16 protein-coding genes and 1 pseudogene are annotated in these 17,664 nt (G+C 71.0%); 7 read left to right on the plus strand and 10 right to left on the minus strand.

Translation table 11 applies throughout. The annotated features are described in order from the left end of the window. Position 1 precedes the first annotated feature (1 nt). Positions 2 to 859 carry a universal stress protein gene (locus ABH935_RS16935; protein ID WP_370378844.1) on the plus strand — a complete coding sequence of 286 codons (858 nt, stop codon included), beginning with the start codon at positions 2 to 4 and terminating at the stop codon, positions 857 to 859. Positions 860 to 955: 96 nt separating this feature from the next. Here the strand turns inward: ABH935_RS16935 and ABH935_RS16940 are convergent, their stop codons facing one another. From ABH935_RS16940 to ABH935_RS16960, 5 genes are all read right to left on the minus strand, one after another. Beyond that, the gene (locus ABH935_RS16940; protein WP_370378845.1) at positions 956 to 1,129 is read right to left on the minus strand and encodes a hypothetical protein; all 174 of its coding nucleotides are present in this window, start codon (positions 1,127 to 1,129) and stop codon (positions 956 to 958) included. 145 nt (positions 1,130 to 1,274) lie between these two features. After that, a complete protein-coding gene (locus ABH935_RS16945; RefSeq protein WP_370378846.1) occupies positions 1,275 to 1,835 on the minus strand; it encodes a flavodoxin family protein in 561 nt (186 codons plus the stop codon). 284 nt (positions 1,836 to 2,119) lie between these two features. Then, positions 2,120 to 3,304 (minus strand): acetoin utilization protein AcuC, encoded by a 1,185-nt coding sequence (locus ABH935_RS16950; protein ID WP_370378847.1) that lies wholly within the window; start codon positions 3,302 to 3,304, stop codon positions 2,120 to 2,122. Positions 3,305 to 3,442: 138 nt separating this feature from the next. Beyond that, positions 3,443 to 5,158, minus strand: a complete 1,716-nt coding sequence (locus ABH935_RS16955) for a GAF domain-containing protein (protein WP_370378848.1) — start codon at positions 5,156 to 5,158, stop codon at positions 3,443 to 3,445. 225 nt (positions 5,159 to 5,383) lie between these two features. Continuing rightward, the gene (locus tag ABH935_RS16960; protein ID WP_370378849.1) at positions 5,384 to 6,001 is read right to left on the minus strand and encodes a hypothetical protein; all 618 of its coding nucleotides are present in this window, start codon (positions 5,999 to 6,001) and stop codon (positions 5,384 to 5,386) included. A 308-nt stretch (positions 6,002 to 6,309) separates the two neighbouring features. Between ABH935_RS16960 and ABH935_RS16965 the strand changes: the two genes are divergently transcribed. Beyond that, positions 6,310 to 6,801, plus strand: coding sequence for an STAS domain-containing protein (locus tag ABH935_RS16965; protein ID WP_370378850.1), 492 nt, complete (start codon positions 6,310 to 6,312; stop codon positions 6,799 to 6,801). Between the two features lie 211 nt (positions 6,802 to 7,012). Here the strand turns inward: ABH935_RS16965 and ABH935_RS16970 are convergent. Then, a pseudogene (locus tag ABH935_RS16970) lies at positions 7,013 to 7,435 on the minus strand (STAS domain-containing protein); the annotation flags it as partial. 311 nt (positions 7,436 to 7,746) lie between these two features. Here ABH935_RS16970 and ABH935_RS16975 point away from each other — a divergent pair. The 5 genes from ABH935_RS16975 to ABH935_RS16995 all read left to right on the plus strand — a co-directional run bounded on the left by ABH935_RS16975 (position 7,747) and on the right by ABH935_RS16995 (position 14,158). Continuing rightward, complete coding sequence (locus tag ABH935_RS16975; protein WP_370378851.1) at positions 7,747 to 8,370, plus strand: chemotaxis protein CheB; 624 nt, start codon at positions 7,747 to 7,749, stop codon at positions 8,368 to 8,370. Beyond that, a complete protein-coding gene (locus tag ABH935_RS16980) occupies positions 8,367 to 10,229 on the plus strand; it encodes a CheR family methyltransferase (RefSeq protein ID WP_370378852.1) in 1,863 nt (620 codons plus the stop codon). The genes ABH935_RS16975 and ABH935_RS16980 overlap by 4 nt, the downstream gene beginning before the upstream one ends. A gap of 66 nt (positions 10,230 to 10,295) precedes the next feature. Then, complete coding sequence (locus tag ABH935_RS16985) at positions 10,296 to 11,189, plus strand: GAF domain-containing protein (protein WP_370378853.1); 894 nt, start codon at positions 10,296 to 10,298, stop codon at positions 11,187 to 11,189. 341 nt (positions 11,190 to 11,530) lie between these two features. Then, on the plus strand, positions 11,531 to 12,292 hold the full coding sequence (locus tag ABH935_RS16990; RefSeq protein WP_370378854.1) for an ANTAR domain-containing protein: 762 nt from the start codon (positions 11,531 to 11,533) through the stop codon (positions 12,290 to 12,292). Positions 12,293 to 13,000: 708 nt separating this feature from the next. Further along, positions 13,001 to 14,158, plus strand: a complete 1,158-nt coding sequence (locus tag ABH935_RS16995) for an ATP-binding protein (RefSeq protein ID WP_370378855.1) — start codon at positions 13,001 to 13,003, stop codon at positions 14,156 to 14,158. Between the two features lie 26 nt (positions 14,159 to 14,184). Here ABH935_RS16995 and ABH935_RS17000 read toward each other — a convergent pair whose 3' ends face one another. The 4 genes from ABH935_RS17000 to ABH935_RS17015 form a co-directional block, all read right to left on the minus strand. Then, entirely contained in the window at positions 14,185 to 15,093 is a 909-nt protein-coding gene (locus ABH935_RS17000) for a UTP--glucose-1-phosphate uridylyltransferase (protein WP_370378856.1), read from the minus strand. A 98-nt stretch (positions 15,094 to 15,191) separates the two neighbouring features. Then, positions 15,192 to 15,617: a hypothetical protein gene (locus tag ABH935_RS17005; protein ID WP_370378857.1), complete on the minus strand. Its 426-nt coding sequence runs from the start codon at positions 15,615 to 15,617 to the stop codon at positions 15,192 to 15,194. Between the two features lie 137 nt (positions 15,618 to 15,754). Continuing rightward, positions 15,755 to 16,318, minus strand: a complete 564-nt coding sequence (locus ABH935_RS17010; protein ID WP_370378858.1) for a phosphatase PAP2 family protein — start codon at positions 16,316 to 16,318, stop codon at positions 15,755 to 15,757. Continuing rightward, complete coding sequence (locus tag ABH935_RS17015) at positions 16,315 to 17,658, minus strand: diacylglycerol kinase family protein (RefSeq protein ID WP_370378859.1); 1,344 nt, start codon at positions 17,656 to 17,658, stop codon at positions 16,315 to 16,317. Before ABH935_RS17015 ends, ABH935_RS17010 begins: the two co-directional genes overlap by 4 nt. Positions 17,659 to 17,664 lie beyond the last annotated feature (6 nt).

Raw genomic sequence — 17,664 nt, forward strand, 5'->3', positions numbered from 1 at the left:
CATGAAACGCACCGTCATCGTCGCCTACGACCAGAGCCCGTCGGGCGACCGCGCGCTGGCCCAGGCCGGGCGCGAAGCTGCCTGGCGCGACACGGCCGTCACCGTGGTCACCGGGTACCACACGGTCGCCGTCGCCTCGCCGATGGGCTACATGCCGACCGACTTCCAAACCGGCGTAAAGGAGGCCGCCGACAAGATCGCCGACGACGGCGTGCAGTGGCTGCGGAACCGCTACCCGGGGATGCCTGTGGAGGCGAAGGTCATCGCCGGCGCGACCGCCGACGCCATCGCCGAAGCCGCGCGCGATGCCGACCTGCTGGTCCTCGGCAACCGCGGCCGCGGCGGCTTCACCGGGCTGCTGCTGGGCTCGGTGTCGATGCGGACACTGACACTGGCCTCATGCCCCACGATGGTCGTGCGCGGCACGCCACGGGAGCCCGCCGGCACCGTCGTCCTCGCGCTGGACGTCGAGGACCCCGGCGAGGAGCTGATGGGCTTCGCGTTCGCCGAGGCCGCGCTCCGCAACGCGCGGCTGACGGTGGTCAACGTCTGGGACCTGGACTGGGCCAGGGATGACAACCTCGACGCGGTCCGGGAGCACGCCATCGCCGACATCCGCTCCGCCCTGGACCGACGGCTGAACCCCTGGCACGCCAAGCACCCCGACGTCCACCTCGCCGTGGAAGTCATGGACGGCGCACCGAGCGCGGTACTGACCGGCCTGACCCAGGACGCGGACCTGATCGTCGCCGGCGCACACCGCCGCGGCGACGGCCACCTCGGCATGCGACCCGGGCCGATCACCCACACGCTGCTGCACCACGCGGACTGCCCGGTCGCAGTCGTTCCGCGCGCCTAGGCCAGACCGCGCAAGTGATGTCGCTCTCGACGATGCGGTCGGTCGGTCAGTCGGTCGCCGACCGTATCCGGGTCCTGAATTTCTCCGCAGCGCCACTCAGAACGGCATCAGCCGCCCGGACGGTGTCCGGAGGTCCAGCTCGGGCAGATCGCGCAGTTTGCGACTCGCGGACTTCCGAATCCGCACCCGCCCGCGTCCGGAGGCCACGATCCGCGCGCTGCCGTGCGACTCCCGGCGCAGGTCGCGGGTAGTGTCGGCAGATCTGTTCATGACCGCCTCTTGATCTCGATCGACATGTCCGTCCCCACCGCCGCGTCTCACATCCGGCGAGGGCCTTCTGTCATCCGCCACCGGGTCCTTCGGCGGTGGTACCCGCCGGGATCAGATATGAACATGACATCGACCAGAACACCGGTCACGAGTCGTGGGCGGCGAGCGACTTCCCCCACGCGACGGCGCGGTCGATCTCGCCGTCCAACAGCTGGTCCTCGCTGTCCACCAGGAAGCTGGCCGGCGTCGCGGCACTGGCGTAACCACGCTGCCGCAGGTGCTTGGCGATGGCGCGGCCGGCACGGCCGGTGAGCAGGGCCGGACCGGATCGGCGGGTGTCGAACGCGGCAGCGGCCACCTGATGCTTCACCGCAATGCCCTGCGGCTCGACGTGGCTGCCCACGGGCAAGGTTTCCAGCACGCTCCTGAGGCCATACGCCTCGGACGCGCCGGGTTCCGCGTGGAGCCGGCCCTGAGCGGACTCCGCCGCGCGAAGCGCTGACTTACGGGTGTACAGCGCCGGCAGACCGTGCAGGTGTGTCGGGGCTCCGATGATGAGGAGATCGACGTTCGTGAGGTCGGCCCCCTCGGCGTCCGCGGCCGAGACGACGGTCGCTTCGCCCGAGGTGCGCAAGCCTTCGGCGATCGCGTCGGCGACGGTGTGGGTGGTGCCGAACACGGACTCGTAGATGATCAGGGCTCGCATTTCCGTTCCTCCTCAGACCAGCCGCCCCAGCTGCTCGGAGATCCGGGCGAGCTGGTCCAGACGGCGCTCCAACTTCGGGTGGGTCTAGAACAGGCCGGCCAGACCGCCGCCGCCGACCGGGCAGATGAAGAAGGCGTTGAACGCCTGCACGCTGCGCAGGTCGCGGGGGGTCCGGGCAGAGGAGTCGCGTTCCCCCGTTCCCCGCTTTCAGCATGGACTTCGACCAGGGCCTCAGGGCAGGGCCATACGGCCCTGATCCGGAGCCCCCGGACGCCCCGGCCGCCTCACGGCTCCGGGTACAGCCCGTGCCAAGGAAACACCGCGCGCCGGGTCAGCATGACGGCCCGGTCGACGGGGTCGGCCGGGTCGTACCCGGCGCTCCACGGCCGCGGGGCCGGGTGGTGTCCGTCGGTCATCACCGAGACCACGTCGGTGCGACCCGTCACCTCCCGGGCGAAGGCGAGCCACTCGGCGGGAATCGCCGACGCCGGCGCGATCGGGTGCCCCGCGGCCTCGGCCAGCAGGTGCGTCCAGGCCCGCGGCACGACGTCGACCGTCTCGTAGCCTCCTCCGCCGAGCGCGACCCACCGCCCCGACGCCGTCTCGTGGGCCAGCCGGTGCAGCCGTTCGGCCGCCGCACGCTGCCCGTCGACCGTGAGCAGCAGGTGGGCCAGCGGGTCCAGGGCGTGGGTGTCGCAGCCGTGCTGCGTGACCAGCGCATCCGGGTCGAAGGCCCGGATCAGCGGCGGCACCACCGCGTCGAACGCCCGCAGCCATGCCTCGTCCCCGGTCCCGGCAGGAAGCGCGACATTCACCGCGTTGCCCTCCGCGCCCGGCCCGCCGACGTCCTCCGGCAGGCCGGTCCCGGGAAACAGGGTGCTGGGATGCTCGTGCAGGCTGATCGTCAGGACTCTGGGATCGTCCCAGAACGCGGCCTGGACCCCGTCGCCGTGATGCACGTCCACATCGACGTAGGCGACCCGCTCCGCACCGGCGCGCAGTAGCCACGCGATGGCAATCGCCGGATCGTTGTACACGCAGAACCCCGAGGCGTGGGAGCGCATCGCGTGATGGAGGCCGCCGGCGACGTTCACGGCGTGCTCGCTCACCCCGTTCCACACCTGGCGCGCGGCGGCGACCGAGGCACCGGCGATACGCGCGGAGGCCTCGTGCATGCCCGGGAAGTACGGGTTGTCGTCGGTCCCGAAGCCGAACCGCCCGCGCTCGGCATGCGTCACTGACGCGGAATGCCGGACGGCCCTGACGTACTCGGCGGAGTGAACCAGTTCCAAGAGGTCGTCGTCGGCAGGTGGAAAGGCGACCACGTCCACGCCGGCGAGGTCCATGAGACCGAACGACCGGGCCAGCGCCATCGTGAGTTCCACCCGCACCGGCGCCAGCGGATGGTCGTGGCCGAAGTCGTACTCCAGCAGCCGGTCGTCCCACGGCACACTCAGCGACCCGGTCACGGGATCCTCCCTCCTGGGGATGCTGTGTCCCGTCCTCATAGTTGTGCGGCACGGCCACTCTTCCAGGCCGACAGGGACCTTCGCCTCTGCCGGGGGGCCGTGCGGGTGGCCGAGGCCGAGGCTCGCACGCCGACGCGGTCACCGATCCAGCGGCACGCGCCACACCAGCACCGTCCCGCCGCTCTCCCTCGGCCCGACCGTGCAGTCGCCACCGAGCCCGGCGGCCCGTTCGGCGATGTTGGCCAAACCGCTGCGGCGCCCACCGTCCGGGATCCCGACCCCGTCGTCGGCGACGCGCAGTTCCAGGAACCCGTCGGCGGTCTCCAGGTCCACCTCGACGCGAGCGGCCCGCGCGTGCCGCGCGACGTTGGACAGCGCCTCGCGGGTCACCGCGAGCACGTGCTCGACGGCCGCCTCCGGGGCCTCGAAGTCGACCGGTCCGGTGAAGCGGACCGCCGGGGAGAAGCCCAGGACTTCGGCGGCGTCATGGCACACCTGCAGCACCTGGGACCGCAGCCCGGGCGCCGCCTCCGGGGCGGCGTGCTCGGACAGGGCGAAGATCGTCGAGCGGATCACCTTGATGGTGTCGTCCAGGCCCTCCACCGCCTTGGTGACGCGCTCGCGCACCGACGCCTTCTCAGTGATCTTCAACACCGACTGCAGCGTCATACCGGCGGCGAACAGCCGCTGGATGGCCAGATCGTGCAGATCGCGCCCGATCCGGTCCCGGTCGGCGTACAGGGCCAACACGTCGGCGTCGGCACGGCGGGCGGCCAGCTCCAGCGCCACCGCCGCCTGCCCCCCGACCTCGGTCAGCATGCGCACCGCGGCGGCGTCGAACGGCAGCGCCCCGAACCGCTTGCCCGCGACCAGGACACCGCGCACCTTGCCGACCACACCCAGCGGGGCGATGTAAGCCGGCCCCAACCCGATCCCCTTCCACAGCGGCCGGTCATCCCACTCACCGTCCACGACGGCCCGCCCGACACCCTCGGTGAACGCCGCGCCGGTCTCGGTCCCCTCGACCGGCCGGGACACCCCCGAAACCTGCTCGGCGCCGACCCCACTGGCGACCTCGACGACCAGCTGCCCCGTGGCGGCGTCCGGAAGCGACACCATCACCAGATCGGCCCCGGACAGGTTCCGGACCCGCTCGACCAACACGGCCAGCACGTCACGGGAGTCGACACCGGACAGCAGACCCCGAGTCAACTCGGCGGTGGCCTCCATCCGGCGCTGGCGCCGCTGGGCGTCGTCATACAGGCGGGCGTTGTCGATCGCCACGCCCGCCGCCGCGGCCAGCGTCGTGAGCAGGGTCTCGTCGTCGGCGTCGAAGACGGCGCCGCCGTGCTTCTCCGTCAGGTACAGGTTGCCGTAGACCGTGTCGCGAACCCGGATCGGGACGCCGAGGAAGGTCCGCATCGGCGGATGGTTGTCGGGGAAACCGAAGGACGCCTCATGCCCCGCGATGTCCTCCAACCGCAGCGGCTCGGGGTGCCGGATCAGCTGTCCGAGCAGCCCCATTCCAGTGGGGTAGGGCCCGATCGCGTCGATCTCCTGCTGGGCCAGACCCACGGTGACGAACCGTTCCAGGCGCTCCCCGCCGCCGTCGATGACGCCGAGGGCCCCGTACCGGGCGTCCACCAGCTCGGTCGCGGTCTCGATGATGGTGCGGAGCACCTGGTCCAGCTCCAGGCCGCCGGACACCGCCAGCACTCCCTGCAGCAACTGCTGGACACGGTCGCGGGTGGCCCGGATCTGAGTCACCCTGGAGATCAGCTCGTCGAGCAGGTCGTCGATCCGCATCTGCGGAAGCAGCGCGTTCCTGGATTCCCCGAAACTCTGGTCGGCCATCCCCGAGCCGCCTCTCTCACGGTTTGCGGGCATGTGCCCGACACCGCTTCGTTAGGTACACCGTAGCCCGTCCGCGTCCCATCGGGATCGCAGAGTCCGAAGACCCCTGACCGGACGTGCTTCGCGGCCGGGCCGCAGGTTCGAGGGCAGGACATGCCGAGCCGGGCCGGGGCCGTCGTGGCCCCGGCCCGGCTCGGCGATCGGTCTTGCCCGGCATGGCGGGTATCAGACCAGCGAGCGATGGTTCCGGACGACGGGCAGCTTCGCCCACGCGGCACCCAGGCCCAGCCGGCTGCGGGTACCGAAGACCGCGAGGGCGATCAGGGCGAGGGCTTCCAGGACGTGGTCGTCGATCAGGGGGTTGACCGACGAGGTCGCAGCGCCGGACGCGGTGTGCTGGGCCGGCGGGTAGACCGCGAACCACATCATCGCGACCAGGACCACGCCACAGGCAGCGGCGATCCGCAGTCCGACGCCCAGAACCAGGGCGGTGCCGATGCCCAGCAGGCCGAGCATGAACGCCCAGTCGACGAAGCCGTTGCCGGCCATGGAGTGGAACGCCGACTGGAACGGGCCGACAGCCACGTGGCCCAGGAAGCCCTTGGTCGGGGAGCCCCCGTGGATCCAGGCACTCTTGGAGGCGGTGGAGTAGTGCAGGCCGAAGGTCTTGTCCAGGAACGCCCACAGGAAGATGAACCCGGTGCCGATGCGCAGCGCCGCGATCGAGACCTCCCGGACATCGACCGCGGTGGTCGCGTCCTGGGCCGCGACCGAAGCGCGCGCCGCACGCGGTGAGAAGTGGAACCGGCCGCTCAAGTGGGCTCCGCCGTGCTGTGTGCTCATGGTCCGTCCAATCGCCGAGGGGAAGATGTCTGCGTCACTACGAAGTGTGGCCAGCGAACGAACCGGTGCCCGGTGCCGAAGGTCCCGACTATCAGGGCCGATAGTCACCTGGCGGCGAGCGCGTCGTCGCCACCGCGCACCTGGCCGATGTGGCGTCGCGCACTGCCTCCTGGCGAAGAGGTGGCGTGTGAAAATTCGAGGCATCGCCCTGTACCCGTCGGTTCTACCCTGGCAGCGAGCCCGGCAGTCCGGGCCGGTCCCCCAGACCCCGGAGACGCGAACCGCCCGACTCGCCTCCGGAGCCTGACATGCATGACACCACCGACAGAGTCCACTTACCGCAGGGCGAGCCTCCGCGCCGGTCCGCGCAGCGCCACATATCGGCCGAGCCGCTGCGAGTCAGCAGCTACGGCCGGGCCCCGGGCGCGGTCATCGTGCTCGTCGGGGAGCTGGACATCGCATCAGTCCCGGTGCTGACCGACCACATGGAAGAGTTGGAACAGTCGGAGGCGACACATCGGGCCCACTTGGTCGCCGACGTTTCTGGTTTGGGCTTCTGCGACTGCACGGGACTCACGGCGCTGCTGCGGATCCACCGCCAGGCCACCGCCGCCGGAGGCTGGCTGCGGCTGTCGGCGGCCACGGCCAGGATGCACAAGCTGCTCCGGGTCACCAAGCTGTCACAGGTGCTGCAGTGCCATCCCGGAATCGCCGAAGCCTTCGCCGGCGTCCCCGTGGACGTACGACCGGTGACGCCGAGCCATGACCGGAGTCGGGCCACGCTGCCGTCTGGGCCCTGATCCACGCCCCGGCGAGGAGGGGGCCGGGGCGGGCCGGCGCTGGCCACGGAGGCCCGCTTCCCGGCCACGCGACCGGTGGCGGCCTCTGGCGTGCGTGTCGGCTCCGGACGGCGGGCGGGCCGGGCGCGCCGGGCGGCCGGGGCGGCGGGCCGGACGTCGCGGCCGGTGAGGCCAGGAGTGAGCCGTTGAAGGCGGCGGCGTTGTCGGGGTGGCAGGGCAAGACGGTGACGAGTCCGGCGATCTGGATGATCCGCGCGACGCGGGGTTGCACGGCGGCGAGCCGGACCCAGCCGTCGCGCTCCATCGCCAGGCGTCGGGCTCGCAGGAGCGCGGTCAAGCCGGCGCAGTCGCAGAAGGTGAGGTCGCGGAGGTTCACGACCAGGCGGATGTGGCCCTGGGCGAGTGCGGCGTCAACCCGCGTGCCGAGCGCGGCGGCCACGGCGATGTCCAGTTCCCCGGACACCGTCAGGACCACGCCGTCACGGGCGGCCCGGGCCGCCACGGCGAGTTGGCCGCCGGGGCCGTAATAATGTATGAGAGTCGGGGCGTGGGCATGTGGTTCAGGCAATTCCGGTGCCGGGCGGGCGTCATGAGCGGCCACCACCGAACCTCCAGTCAACACAGCAAAGGCCATGTGTCGCCGGGGTCTGGGGCACACAAGATACACGCGCAGGTTACGAGCCTTTTCTTCCGGCGAACGGCCGCGCTGCCAGATGGTCACTCTTTCGGGTGAAGGTCACCCGGCCGAGGCGCCGGCACGGCGAACGCGCCCTTGGCCCGGCCGGTGCGACCGGGTCGGGCGCGGCGGCTCGCGCGATCTACAATGCCCGTCCGCTAGTGTCGAAGCGTGTCAACGACTTCGCCTGTCCTCCTCCGGAGTCCGCACGCGGCGTGCGGACGTCTGGCGGGACCGCGATGTGAACCGCCGTCGCCAGGGGCCTGCGGATGGGCGCGGACGTGACGCGGGAAGTGTCCCGGCCCGAGGGGTCGGACGAGCGGTACGCGGTGGTCGCGGTGGCGGCTTCGGCCGGCGGCATCACCGCGCTGGGAGTGCTGCTGGGCGCGCTGCCGGTCGGGTTCCCGGTCCCGGTGCTGGTGGTACAGCACCTGGACCCCCGGCATGAGACCGTGATCGCCCACGTGCTGGGGCGCGGCACGCGGCTGCCGGTCAAACTCGCCGAAGCGGGCGAGCTCGCCCGGCCCGGCACCATCTACGTCGCCCCGCCCAACCGGCATCTGCTGGTCGGCGCGGCGGGTCTGCTGGCGCTGTCGGACAGCGAGCTGGTGCATTTCGTGCGTCCGTCCGCGGACCTGCTGTTCGAGTCGGCGGCCGGGGCCTACGGCCCGCGGGCGATCGCCTGCGTGCTCTCCGGCACCGGCAAGGACGGTTCGACGGGGGTGACCGCGGTCAAGTCCCGCGGCGGCACCGTGATCGCCCAGGATCCGGCGTCGGCGGAGTTCAACGGCATGCCGCAGGCGGCTGTCGGCACCGGCGTGGTCGATTTCGTACTCCCCTTGGAAGAGATCCCCGCGGTCATCCGCGGCCTGGTCGAGCCGGCGGACCGGTGACCGGGAACGGCCTGGCGTCCGGCCCGGAGCCCAGCGGCGACCTGGAGCAGTTGCTGCTCTTCATCCGCGACGCGCGCGGCTTCGACTTCACCGGCTACAAACGCTCCACCCTGGCCCGCCGGATCCGCAAGCGGATGGACGACGCCCGCATCGCCGACTACGCCGACTACCAGGACCGGCTCGAAGCCGACGCCGAAGAGTTCCGGGCGCTGTTCAACACGATCCTGATCAACGTCACCAGCTTCTTCCGGGACGCCGACGCCTGGACCCACCTGCAGCGCGAGATCCTGCCCGAGCTGATCGCGGCGCGCGGGGCGGACGAGGACATCCGGGTGTGGAGCGCCGGGTGCTCCAGCGGCCAGGAACCCTACTCCCTGGCGATCCTGTTCGCCGAGGTGCTCGGCGTCGAGGAGTGCGTCAGGCGGGTCAAGCTCTACGGCACCGACGTCGACGAGGAGGCCCTGCGCGAGGCCCGCAGCGGCCTGTACACGGCCAAGTCCCTGGAGTTGCTGGCCCCGGATCTGCGCGACAAGTACTTCGAGCCCAACGGCGCCCAGTTCGCCTTCCGCGCCGATCTGCGCCGCCGGGTCATCTTCGGACGCCACGACATCACCCGGGACGCGCCGATCTCCCGCCTGGACCTGCTGGTCTGCCGCAACACCCTGATGTACTTCAACGCCGAGGCCCAGTCGCAGATCGTCGACAGGTTCCACTTCGCCCTGCGCGAGGGCGGCTACCTGTTCCTGGGCAAGGCCGAGATGCTGCTGTCCGACGGCGAGCGTTTCGGGGTCGCCAACATGCGCCAGCGGATCTTCCGGCGCCGCCCCGGGGACGCCGCGACCCCCTACCACCCGGCTCCGCTGAAGATCGACGGCGCCATCGGAGCCGAGGTCCGGGAGGCCAGCCGCAAGCGGCAGCTGCGCGACCTCACGTTGGAGACGTCCCCGAACGCGACCGTCGCCGTGGACCCGGACGGCGCGATCGTCCTGATCAACGCCGCCGCCCGGGCCCAGTTCGGCCTCACCACCTACGACCTGAACCGGCCGTTCCGGGACCTGGAGATCTCCTACCGGCCGATCGAGCTGCGCTCCCTGATCGAACAGGCCGAAACCGAGCGCCACCCGGTCCGGGTCTCCGCGGCCGAGCGGCTGCTGCACGACGGCGACATCCAGTTCCTGGACATCGTCATCCAGCCGATGTCCGCCACCGACGGCCAGCCGCTCGGCGTCGCGCTGACGTTCCTGGACACCACGGTCACCACCAGGCTGCACAACGAGCTCACCCGCACCCGCGGCGAGTTGGAGGCGGCCTACGACGCGCTGCAGTCCACGAACGAGGAACTGGAGACCACCAACGAGGAACTCCAGTCCAGCATCGAGGAACTGGAGACCACCAACGAGGAGCTCCAGTCAACGAACGAGGAGTTGGAGACCACCAACGAGGAACTCCAGTCCGGCAACGAGGAACTGGAGACCATGAACGAGGAGATGCGGATCCGCTCCGGCGAGCTGGACGAGGCCCGCACCTTCCTGGAAGGCGTGCTGGCCAGCATCGCCGCCGGCGTCGTGGTACTGGACGCGGACCTGCGGGTGCACAGCTGGAACCGCGGCGCCGAGGACCTGTGGGGCCTGCGCAGCCGCGAAGTGCACCTGCGGCCGTTCTTCACGCTGGACTTCGGCCTGCCGACCGAGCAGGTCCGCAAAGTCGTCGCGGCCTGCCAGACGACCAGGGCCCGATCCGGACCGGTCGACATCGCGGCCGTGAACCGCATCGGCCGCACCATCCTGTGCTCGATCGCCTGCTCGCCGATGGACGGCGGCGGGGTCGTCCTGCTGATGGAGGACACCGGCCGGGGCTGACGCGGCGGATACGGCTCTTGTCGCTTTCGCCTTGGGCCACCCCCTGCGTCGGCGTATCCTGCGAACATGCCCCTGCCGCCAGAATCCGGCCGGGAACTCGACCAGGCGCTGGAGCACGCGGCAGTCGAGCACCGGCGAGCAGCCCGCGCCGCCGAGATCGCGAGCCGGCACGAGACTCAGCTGCTGACCGCTGCGGAGAGTATGAAGGCGTTCCACACTCGGATGGCGGCCACGCACCGAAAGGCGGAGCAACAACACCGGACCGCGGCCCGGATCCACACCGCCCATGCCGACCGGCTGCGCCGCTGGGCCCAGGGGCCCCAGGACCGGCAGGCCCCCAGTGACCTCATGGCGGCGGCCTGCGAGACCCTCGGCGCGTCCGGCACCGCGCTGACCCTGTTCGGCACGGACCAGACCGAAGTCCTCACGGCGGCCTCGAACCGGGCGAGCAGAACCGCCCAGCACCTGGAGTTCACCTTCGGCCAAGGGCCGGCCCGGGAAACGGTGCGGCTGCACAGGCCGGTCACTGCGGCCGGGAGCGAGATCGCGGCCACGTGGCCGATATACGGGCCCGCCGTGGAGCAGTTGGGCATCCGCGCGGTCGCGACCGTCCCGGTCGCCATGGCCGGCAGCACACTCGGAGCGCTGACCGTCTTCGACCCGCCCATGACCCACGGCCCGGACCTGGAGACCTTCCAGGCAGCGGCCGACACGCTGATCGCCTCGCTGGAGCCGGCCCCGCTCACCGACGCCTACGGAGACATCAAGCGCTGGCCCGCGCTGGTGAGCCAGGCCGACCTGTGGACCGTGGTGAACCAGGCCGCCGGCATGGTGTCCGTCCAGTGCCACTGCGCCACCGCCGACGCCCTCGCCCTGATCAGAGCGCACGCCTTCGCCGAGGACCGGCCGGTCGACGATGTCGCGATCGACATCGTCAACCGCACACTGCGTCTGGGCTGAAGGCTGTCTTCGGCGTTTGCAGGCCGCCGCGCGCCCGGAACAGGGGTGGCGAATCGGCGCTCCGGTGCCGTTCCGCCACCCGGCCGCACTACCCTGGCAGTGAGCCCGGCCGTGGCCGCGCACGGCGCCGGACCCCGCCAATCAGTATGCTGCTACGCTGGTCCGCTACCGGTGAGCTGCCGCGAGTCGCTGATCGGGCAGGCCGCTGGGGGACCGGGCGTGGGGGTGGGTTGGGTGCCATCGGTCGGCAGCTCCGCCGATGAGCGCCTCGGCGTATGCGCACTCGCCGGTTCTGGACTCGATTTCCCCTTGCGCCGGAACGGCGAGTTGGAGTTGAAGCGATGCCCCGCGAACCACTCGAAGTGACGACGACCGGCGGAGGGCGCCTGGCCCCGGTGTTCGTCGAGCTGGCCGACACCTCGCTCACCGGCTTCGACGTCACCGAATTCCTGCACACCCTCACCCTGCGCTGCGTCGAGGTCCTGGCCGTCGACGCCGCCGGGATCCTGCTCACCGACCAGACGGATCGCCTGCAGCTGGTCGCGGCCTCCGCCGAGCACGCCCGGCGGTTGGAGCTGTTCCAACTGCGGATCGGGCAAGGACCCTGCCTGGACGCCTTCGCCACCGGGCAACCGGTGCTCAGCCGCGATCTGACCGCGGACGCCGGCCGCTGGCCGGATTTCGCCTCAGCCGCCGCCGAGCACGGCTTCACAGCGGTGCTCGCGCTGCCGATGCGGCTGCGCGACACCACGATCGGCGCGCTGAACCTGTTCACCGCCGGCCGCACCCTCGACGAGGCCGGGCAGGCCACCGGGCAGGCGATGGCCGACATCGCCACCATCGGCATCCTGTCCGCCCGCGCCGCCGCCCGGCGCGACCTGCTGGCCGGGCAGCTGCAGACCGCGCTGGACACCCGGGTCCTGATCGAGCAGGCCAAGGGCGTGCTCGCCGAGCGCCACCAGATCAGCATGGAACAGGCCTTCACGGCGTTGCGCGGTCGCGCGCGCAGCACCAACACCAAACTCACCGAGGTCGCCACCGGCGTGGTCACCGGGCACCTCGACTTGTCCGGACTGGTGCCGTCCGAGACTGGCGGCACTTGACCGGATCTCCCACCGCACCTCGATCGGCCCGCGCACCGCATACCTGAGCGCGCCGACCGCCGCCGCACCCGCCCCCCGGCGGGCCGGAAGCCGATCCCCGGTATCGCCCACGACGTGTTCTCGGGGGCCTGGCTGAGCGGGGTTCCGATGTCGTGAGCGACGCATCGAGGTCCGGTGACAGGTCACGCCCCGATTCACTGTCCGGCAGCGCTGGAACCTGGTCTCCCCACCACTCGACGGCCAGGTACCCGGGCCTGTCATACCGGCCCGTCGGTCCGCCGGACGCTCATCGGCGTCAGCCCTGCCACCGCCCCGCCCTCGACGTACGCGACCACTGATCGAACGTCACCGGGGTCCGGGGCGACAAGGAGGCCGCACTGTCCGCAACCAGGTTCCGGAACCGCCAGCCTCCGCTACCCGGGGATTATCCGCCCTCGTAGACCACCGTGACTAGTGCGAATTCCGCCAAATCCAAGCAGAGTCGGCACGAAGCCGGCGATCGGCCCGCCCGAGACGCCATGGCGCTGGTGCGGTCCCGCGTCTTCCTGCGGGAACGCAGTGTTTCCTGCGCCGCGACGGATGCCGTAGAAGAGGTCATCGACATCGAATGAGGCGGAATAATGCGAATGCCTGACACGCTCGACCCGCCGCGAGACAATGACCGGCGCCAGGAATTGGCGAGGACCGCGACGGAATGCGGGAGCACCGATGACAGCGGCAGGGGCGGGCGCGAGCTCGCGAATCCACGAGATCCTGGTCGAGCTGACTGACACGCTCGGCCCCGACTTCGAAGTCAGCGGATATCTGGACCGTTTCTGCTCCCTGTGCGCCGAATTACTGGACGTACCCGCGACCGCGGTGTTCCTCACCGGCGGTCCGCGCGGCATCGGCCTCGCCGCCCTGCACGGCGAACAAGCCAGAACACTGATACGCCACGAACTCGACCTGGTCTCGGGACCGGCCTTCGACTGCCACCGCACCGGCCGCCCGGCCGGCTGCGACGATTTCGCAGCGCCCGCACTGCCCTGGCCGGCCCTGGGCCCGGCTGCCGCGGCCTGCGGGATCGCCGCGGAACACGCCGTGCCGATGCGCTTGCGGGGGGAGACCGTGGGCGTGCTGACGCTGCTGTCCGCGAGCCCGGGGGCGATCGCCGGCGACCGGGGTGCGCTGGCCGTGTCCCTGGCGTCGGCGGCGGCCTCCGGCCTGCTCCACCACCGAGACCGGGCCCGGCGGACCGAGATCGCCATGGACCTGCGCACGGCGCTCGACGACGCGGTGCCGGTCGAGCAGGCCAAGGGGATCCTCGCCGAACGGCTGTCGATCGACGTCGCGGAATCGCTGGTCCTGCTCAGCGAATACGCCTGGGCCCAGTTCCGGAGAGTGCCGGACGTGGCCGCCGACGTGGTGGCCGGCCGTCTGGACATCGTCAAGGAACCGCTGCCCACCCGCTTGGGCGTCCCGGAGGCCGGCCGGGGCGCGCATCAGGCCTCGGTGGTCCTGGAAGCGGACGCGACAGCGCCACGAGCAGCCCGGGGCTTCGTCGCGGCCATGCTGCGCTCGTGGGGGCTGACCGAGTACGCCGACACCGCGTGCCTGCTCACCTCCGAACTGGTGACCAACGCGGTCCGGCACGGCCGCGGCCCGGTCGGGCTGCGGATCAGTCTCGGCCGCCCCGAGACGGTGGTCGAGGTCAGGGACCACGGCGCGGGCGAGGTGCGCCGGTCACGGGCGCCGGTCGCCGACACGGAGAGCGGCCGCGGACTGGCGATCGTGGAGTTGCTGGCCGACCGCTGGGGCGTGGTGCCCGGCGACGAGGGCAAGACGGTGTGGTTCGTCCTGTCGAACGCTGCCGCGCAGGCGCTGTGAGCGATGCCGGAGTGCCGAACCCGGCGTCAGCCCACGCGAGAGGGACCGTCGCCGCCCCGCGCCAACTCGCGCAGCACCGGCCCGTATGCGGGGTCCGCGAGCGCGGAGGCGAACTGTGCGACGAGGTAGTCCGTGGGGTTGCCCGTGTCGTACCAATGCCCATCGATGACCTGGCCGTAGACGGCTCTGGTGGCGGCGTAGGCGTTGATCGCGTCGGTGAGGTAGACCTCGCCGGACCGGTGCTGCTCCCAGCGGTCGGTGATCGCCTGGATCTCCTCGATGATCCCCGGCGTGACGATGTATCCGCCGATCGCTGCGAACTCGGACGGAGCGGCTTCGGGCTCGGGCTTTTCCAGCAGTGTGCTGATCCGCAGCAAGCCGTCGCCGAGGTCCTCCTTCACCTCGGGCACTCCGTACCGCCGGGCATCCGCGCGATCCATCGGCATCAGTGCCAGTACCGGACAGCCGGTCTTCTCATACGCGGAGATCAGCTGCTGGGCCCTGGGAACCTTGGCCACGAACACGTCGTCGGGCCACAGCACGAGCATCGGCTCGTCGCCGGAGCCGCGAGCGGCGTTCAGGACGGGAGTGCCGTTGCCGTAGGGACCGTGCTGTTCGAGGTAGGTGATGTGCCCTTTGTGCGCCAGCTCCGCGACCTCTTCCACGGCCTTGGCGTACGCGTGCTTGTTCTGTGCGTGAAGTTGGTCGACCAGAGCGGGGTTCGGCCGGAAGTGCTGCTGGATGAGGTCCTTGCCCCCGGAGACCACGATCGTGATGTCGGTGATGCCGGAGGCGACCAGCTCGCGCACCGTGTGCTCGATCACCGGCCGGTCACCGACCGGCAGCATCTCCTTGGGGATCGCCTTGGTGAGCGGCAACAGGCGTGAACCGATGCCCGCGGCGGGAATCACAGCTCTGCGGATCGCGGTTGTCACGACTACTACCTCCGGAAGCATGATGGGTACGGTATGGGTCCGCCGCATGTCCCGGCATGATGCGGTTCAAACAGGCCGTTGGACGATCGGACGCGGAACTAGGGCAGTCGGTGTCCTCTTCGGGCCGCCGTCCGACGATTGAGGGCCAAGAGGCGCCGGATCAGGGTGCTCATGAGCTCCTCGCGGCGTCGACGCTCGTACTCGGCCCGGATGGAGACCCAGAAACAGAAGACGCCCAAGGGCACCTCAACGCACAGCGCCAACGCGAGGGCGATAGCGAATTCCCTCGTTGTGGGCGCAGACAACACGTCGAACCAGGCGTCCATGAACAGCATCACCGCCGTCATCGCCGCCGTGACCTCCACGTAGGCCCGTCGGCGCAGCAAGGACCAGCCGGTGCGTATCAGCAGTGCGCACAGCAGGAGGTCGAAGCCGACCCATGAGGCGTTGTAGTGCGCGGCCTCGGCTTTGTCCGGCAGATCGACAGCCAGGTTCGCCGTCCAGGGCAGCGTGAAGACACCCAAGGCGAGAAGAAGCCACCCGGTCCAATGCGAAACGTTCCGTGGCGGAGAGACTTCCGTGTCCCCATCGGCTGTGGGACGGTTCTCGCCCTGCTCCTCGTGCAACGAATCAGCACTCACAACCCCTCCGAAACCTGCTGTCAGTGAACGGATCGCCGCGCTGCGCGGCTGGCGTCGAGCACCAACGCCGCACTGGCCGCGCCGAGTACCGCGCCGCCGGCCACATCGCCGGGATAGTGCACACCGGTGTGGACCCGGGAGTATCCGATGATCGCGGCGAGTGCTCCGAGCGGCGCCGCCATGGTCGGCACGACCTTCCCGACGGCGACCGCGAACGCCACCGCCGATGCCGTGTGCCCCGACGGGAACGACGCCGAGTGCGGCATCACGACGTAGCGCCCCGGGAACAGTCCCGGCTCGGCACGCACGGGCCGAGGCCGGCGCGCCAGCCGCTTCGCGAGCAGGTTGGCGGTCAGCGAGGCGACACCGACAGCGCCGAGGCCGGTGCCGGCGGCCAGTCGCGGCGGTCCGGGCCGGACGGCGAGCGCCGCGGCGATCGTGAACGAGATCTTCGAGTGGTTCGCGGCGCGCGACAGCGTACGCACAGCCACGTCGATGCCCTCAGTCGCGGGCATGCGGGCCACTGCGGCGTAGGCGCGCGCGTCGAGGTCCCCGAGCCTGCGCGTCCAGGAATGGCTGGTCATCGGTCGCCTCCCCGGTGCGGTTCGGTGCCGAGACGGCCGATTGCCAGGCCCAGGATGGTGCGCCATTCAGTCCGCAAAGGCCGTGGCGGTGAAGTGTCGGGCCGGCGGCGTGGCACCTGGACGCGCAGTACGCCGGGGCGGATCGTGCAGACCACCGGCGTCTCCAGGCTCAGAGCCTCACCGTCCACGGCGACCGGGATCCTCGCTTCAGCCGCGTCCACTCGCACCTCGCGGGCATCGCGCACGGTGACGGCTCCGGAGCCGGCGCCCAGCAGCGCCATCTGGGCCGCGCTGAGCGCACCGTCCACCCGGACGGCCACCACGCCCAGGACCCCGCGGTCCAGACGCGGACGGCGTCCGCCGCCGAGCGTGCCGGACTCCAGATACGGGTTGTTGCTCACCAGCAGCATCTGAGGCGTGGGCAGCTGGTCGCCGTCCACATTCACGGTGAGCGCCGCGTCGTCGCCGGGCAGCAGATCGGGCAGACTGTCCAGCGCCGTTCCGGCCTTGGAGTCCCGGTACCGCTCGTCCTGGACGATCGCGGCATAGGCCCCGAAGGACGCCGTGTTGACGAACGGCCGGCCCGCCACCGTGCCGAGGTCCACCCGCAGCTCCACACCATCGCGCAGCGCCTCCAGACCCGAAGCCGGGTCAGCGCGGTCCAGGCCCAAGTCCATCGCGAAATGATTGCGAGTGCCAGCGGACAGTACGACGAACGGTAGATCGTGCTCCACGGCGACCGCCGCCACCAGTGCCTGCGTGCCGTCGCCGCCGGCGACCCCGAGGAGGTCGGCGCCGTCGGCCACGGCCTGGTGCGCCAGTTGTGCGACGTCCTGGCCGGCTCCGGGGTCCAGGAGGATCACCCGGGCGCCGAGGGATTCGGCCTTGGCCACCAGGGCGAACTCACCGACCTTGCCGCCGCCGGACTCCGGGTTCATGATCAGCACCGGCTTGCGGGAGCGGGCCGAGCGCCGGTAGCGGGGCGGCGCGAACTCCGGCGGGTGGTCCAGGCCGCGCACCGCGGCGCGTGCGCAGACCAGCCCGGCCGCCGCCGGGACCGCGACGGCGATACCGTCGCGCCAGAAGCCGACCGCGACGGACAGCACCACCAGCGTCACCGGCGCGGCCATCGCCAGCACCGCACCGAACCACCTCAGAGCCCTACGGCGCGCTATGAACCACCAGGCGCCGACCCCGGTCAGCAGCAGCGTCGCGAGCACCGCGACCACCATGGTCAGACCGTCGAAGAAGACGACGGCGATCACCAACGCGACGAGCGCGACGAACAGGCAGCCCACCGCGATCCGGGCAAGGGCGCGACACCGGCGGTCGACGGTCACTCGGCA

It is taken from the genome of Catenulispora sp. GAS73 (assembly GCF_041262085.1).
Classification (GTDB): Bacteria; Actinomycetota; Actinomycetes; order Streptomycetales; family Catenulisporaceae; genus Catenulispora.

Bases quoted from the DNA above. Each gene is read 5' to 3' on its own strand.
- ABH935_RS16955 (WP_370378848.1), bottom strand. From the start codon at position 5,158: ATGGCCGACCAGAGTTTCGGGGAATCCAGGAACGCGCTGCTTCCGCAG.
- ABH935_RS16940 (WP_370378845.1), bottom strand. From the start codon at position 1,129: ATGAACAGATCTGCCGACACTACCCGCGACCTGCGCCGGGAGTCGCAC.
- ABH935_RS16945 (WP_370378846.1), bottom strand. From the start codon at position 1,835: ATGCGAGCCCTGATCATCTACGAGTCCGTGTTCGGCACCACCCACACC.
- ABH935_RS16990 (WP_370378854.1), top strand. From the start codon at position 11,531: ATGCCCCGCGAACCACTCGAAGTGACGACGACCGGCGGAGGGCGCCTG.
- ABH935_RS16965 (WP_370378850.1), top strand. From the start codon at position 6,310: ATGCATGACACCACCGACAGAGTCCACTTACCGCAGGGCGAGCCTCCG.
- ABH935_RS16935 (WP_370378844.1), top strand. From the start codon at position 2: ATGAAACGCACCGTCATCGTCGCCTACGACCAGAGCCCGTCGGGCGAC.
- ABH935_RS16995 (WP_370378855.1), top strand. From the start codon at position 13,001: ATGACAGCGGCAGGGGCGGGCGCGAGCTCGCGAATCCACGAGATCCTG.
- ABH935_RS16985 (WP_370378853.1), top strand. From the start codon at position 10,296: ATGCCCCTGCCGCCAGAATCCGGCCGGGAACTCGACCAGGCGCTGGAG.
- ABH935_RS16975 (WP_370378851.1), top strand. From the start codon at position 7,747: ATGGGCGCGGACGTGACGCGGGAAGTGTCCCGGCCCGAGGGGTCGGAC.
- ABH935_RS17010 (WP_370378858.1), bottom strand. From the start codon at position 16,318: ATGACCAGCCATTCCTGGACGCGCAGGCTCGGGGACCTCGACGCGCGC.
- ABH935_RS16960 (WP_370378849.1), bottom strand. From the start codon at position 6,001: ATGAGCACACAGCACGGCGGAGCCCACTTGAGCGGCCGGTTCCACTTC.